Genomic DNA, 1,544 nt, shown 5'->3' on the forward strand with positions numbered 1-1,544 from the left:
TAGACGGTATGGAGGTCTTGGCTGGGGCCCCTCCGCATGTAAGCGTGGGTTGCCGACAGGAGTGGGTCCTGGCCGGTAGAGCCACAGATGTGGGAGGCCCCAGTGAAGAATCATCGTACGAGTGTTGGTTTGGATGTGCACGCACGATCGGTGGTGGCGTGCGGTTTGGATGGCGAGACGGGCGAGTTGTTCGAGCGTCGCATGTCGCCTGATCACAAAGAAATCCTGGAGTGGATTCGTTCGCTGCCAGGACTGGTGCATGTCGTCTACGAGGCGGGCCCGACCGGTTTCGGTCTGGCCCGTTTTCTGTTGGCCGCCGGTGTCGATTGTGTGGTGGCGGCACCGTCGAAAATTCAGCGTCCCCCTGGTGACCGCATCAAGACCGATGCCCGTGATGCCCGGCATTTGGCTCGGTTGCTTCATTTGAGTTCTATTGTGCCGGTTCTGATTCCGAGTACCGAGCAGGAGTCCGCTCGTGATCTGGTGCGAGCAAGGGAGGACTGCCGCGGCGATCTGGTGTCCGCACAGCATCGCCTGACACATGTGCTGCTGCGTCAAGGGATCATCTACAGCGGCGGCAAACCCTGGACCGCAGCCCACGATCTGTGGTTACGTCGCCAGCGGTTCGATTCACGTGCACTGCAGATCACCTACGACACCGCCTACGAGACCGTCATCGCCACCACCGAACGCCGGAATCGTCTCGATACCGCCATCGCGGACATGGCTGCGCATTCGTCGTTCACTCCGGTGGTGACCCGGCTGGGGTGCCTTCGTGGGGTGGCGACGTTGACAGCGTTCGGTTTGGCGACGGAGATCGGTGAGTGGGACCGGTTGACCGGCCGCTCGATCGGTGCGTTCGTCGGGTTGATCCCGACCGAGCATTCTTCCGGTGAATCCCGGTCGCAGGGCGGTGTCAGCAAAACCGGCAATGCTCACGTACGCCGACTGCTGGTCGAGGCTGCCTGGCATCATCGCAAGCCGTATCGGCCGGGGCGTGAACTGGTGGCACGGTGGAAGGCGTCGACTCCCAAAGCCAAAGCGCGAGGACATCAAGCGAACCGGCGGCTGCACGCACGGTGGGAACATTTCGACGAACGCGGTAAACGTGCGGTGGTCGCCAATGCCGGGATCGCACGAGAGCTGGCCGGCTGGTGCTGGTCGTTGGCCACGCTCGAGGAATGACTGAAGCTCCGACGCCGAAGTAGCGATCTGCGTCGGGATAGATGTCCGGAATGAACGGTCGACGACGATGTGGGATGTGGCCGAGCGTCTGGGAGTGACCCGCTAGCCGCCTATGAGCAATCCTCAACTGCGCGTTGGGATCACGCTCGACTCATAGACTTGCGATCCACTCCAGCCGAAACAGTCCGTCCTGCGGTAACCAACCCGCGTATATGAGAGTTGACGACGCGTCGAACACTACGACACGCTCACCTCCCACTCGCATCGATCACCATCCCGGCAACAGGAAGCGGTGGCACACACGACGGTGCGTGCCACCGCTTCACCATGCCGTCGTTGACAGGCCGACCTCCATATGA

At 61.8% G+C, this 1,544-nt stretch carries 1 protein-coding gene; it reads left to right on the forward strand.

All coding sequences use genetic code 11. From position 1 onward, the window contains the following. Positions 1-87 precede the first annotated feature (87 nt). Positions 88-1,185: an IS110 family transposase gene (locus AB0P23_RS25400; RefSeq protein ID WP_032375655.1), complete on the forward strand. Its 1,098-nt coding sequence runs from the start codon at positions 88-90 to the stop codon at positions 1,183-1,185. The last annotated feature ends 359 nt before the right edge of the window (positions 1,186-1,544 follow it).

The organism is Rhodococcus sp. NPDC077669 (assembly GCF_040686915.1).
Taxonomy (GTDB): domain Bacteria; phylum Actinomycetota; class Actinomycetes; order Mycobacteriales; family Mycobacteriaceae; genus Rhodococcoides; species Rhodococcoides fascians.